The organism is Mycobacterium sp. 1245805.9 (assembly GCF_001672915.1).
In the GTDB taxonomy this organism is placed as follows: Bacteria; Actinomycetota; Actinomycetes; order Mycobacteriales; family Mycobacteriaceae; genus Mycobacterium.
This window is the reverse complement of the sequence record NZ_LZKR01000135.1, coordinates 1-1,572: the sequence shown is the minus strand read 5'-3', so window position 1 is coordinate 1,572 and position 1,572 is coordinate 1. Positions and strand designations below refer to the sequence as shown.

Sequence of the window (1,572 nt, the reverse complement as noted above, 5' to 3'; positions counted from 1 at the left end):
GCCGATGCCGGCCGCCCGGATGACCTCGCCCAGCTGGACCGGCGGCAGGTAACCCGGCTGGTCGTTGAGCCAGGTGCGCACGGCGGCGTCGAGGCCGACGTAGGTGGTTCGCAGCAGCGCCTCGCCCTCCGCCGGTTCGGGTGCCGGCGTGGTGACCAGCTCGGTGTCACCGGGCTGGACGAGCCCGGTGGGGCGGCGACGCAACAGGATCTGACGGTTCGGCAAGTCGGGCACGGTGCTGAAACTACCCATACGGCACGTCCGGATGGGAGCATCTCTGCATGAACTCGCAGGACGACCCGGAAGAGCGCATCCGCGAACTCGAGCGCCCCCTGGCCGACACGGCACGCGCGTCCGAGTCCGGACAGGCGCCGCCGCCCGGCGGCTCTCCGTATTCACCCCCCTCGTATTCAGCGGATGCGTATGCACCGCCGACGTATCCACCACCCCCGCCGCCGCAGAGCCCGTGGACCTATGGCGGCCCGATGTCCGGGCCACCGCCGAAGCCCCCCTCGGGCAACCGCACGTGGTGGATCCTCGGCACGGTGATCGTGGTCGGGTTTCTCGCCCTGGCCGGCGGCATCGCCGCCTTCGCCGCACATCAGCTTTCGGGTGTCCGGTCGGCCATCAGCTCGACGCCCACCATCACCGGGACGTTCGGTCCGCCCTCGACCACCTCGCGCAGCCCCTCGCGGAGCCCCAGCCCGACGAGGACCCGAACGACGACGCCGTCGACGTCGCCCACCGCGCCGCCCGGCGGCAAGCTCAGCATCTCGGGCATCAACGAGAACCGCACCGTCGCCTGCAACGACAACATCGTCAGCGTGAGCGGGGTTTCCAACACGGTCGTGATCACCGGGCACTGCAAGAGCCTCACGGTGTCCGGCATCCAGAACGCCATCACCGTGGACGCCGTCGACAGCATCGACGCCTCCGGGTTCGACAACAAGATCACCTACCACTCGGGTAACCCGAAGATCAGCAACGCCGGCGGCTCCAACGTGGTGCAACAGGGCTGAACGCGCAGCCGGGCTACGTTGACTCTTCCGAATCCGAATCCGAATCCGAATCCGTGTCGTCGTCGAGGACGCTGACCGCGATGCCGTAGGGCAAAAAGCGCACCTTGCGCTTGGGGTCGACGTTGTTCTTGTTGGCGCGCAGCGCGTCGAGTTCGGTCGCGTAGACCTGTTCGACGTGGGCGCCGCCGTCGGTGTCCACGGTGTAGATCGCCCACACCCCGTCGCCGGCCTCGCCGGCGGTCTCCGGCCCGCGGCGGGGCCGCCGGGACAGGTCCTCGAACAACGCGGACCAACTTGTCCCCGGCACCGGCGCGGTGACGAATTTGCCGAGCCGCTCGAACACCTCGCGCAGCCCCTCGCTGCCTTCCCTGATTACGCGGTCGAAATCCTCGGGATCGAATCCGAACGCACCGTACTCGCCCACGAAGGCCTCCTTGCACTCACAGCGTTACTGCTCAGTGTGCGCTCAGTCGCCGCCGTGTGCCACTGGCTCAACGCGCAGCCGGGCTACCTGCCGCCGGGCGGCGAGGTCGTCCGGGCGGCCGGCATCGGC

Annotated in this window: 2 protein-coding genes and 1 pseudogene; 1 reads left to right on the top strand and 2 read right to left on the bottom strand. The window is 69.1% G+C overall.

The genetic code is table 11. The features are described 5' to 3' along the window. Nucleotides 1-234 (bottom strand): annotated as a pseudogene (locus A9X00_RS18795) (NADP-dependent oxidoreductase); the annotation flags it as partial. A 47-nt stretch (nt 235-281) separates the two neighbouring features. Between A9X00_RS18795 and A9X00_RS18790 the strand changes: the two are divergent. Further along, complete coding sequence (locus A9X00_RS18790) at nt 282-1,019, top strand: DUF3060 domain-containing protein (RefSeq protein WP_067156688.1); 738 nt, start codon at nt 282-284, stop codon at nt 1,017-1,019. A gap of 13 nt (nt 1,020-1,032) precedes the next feature. On the opposite strand, the gene A9X00_RS18785 is transcribed toward A9X00_RS18790, so the two are convergent. Beyond that, nucleotides 1,033-1,443, bottom strand: coding sequence for a hypothetical protein (locus tag A9X00_RS18785; RefSeq protein ID WP_067156681.1), 411 nt, complete (start codon nt 1,441-1,443; stop codon nt 1,033-1,035). Nucleotides 1,444-1,572: the final 129 nt, after the last annotated feature.

What these genes read in the sequence shown, in the direction of transcription:
- A9X00_RS18790 (WP_067156688.1), top strand. Translation starts at nt 282, where the DNA reads ATGAACTCGCAGGACGACCCGGAAGAGCGCATCCGCGAACTCGAGCGC.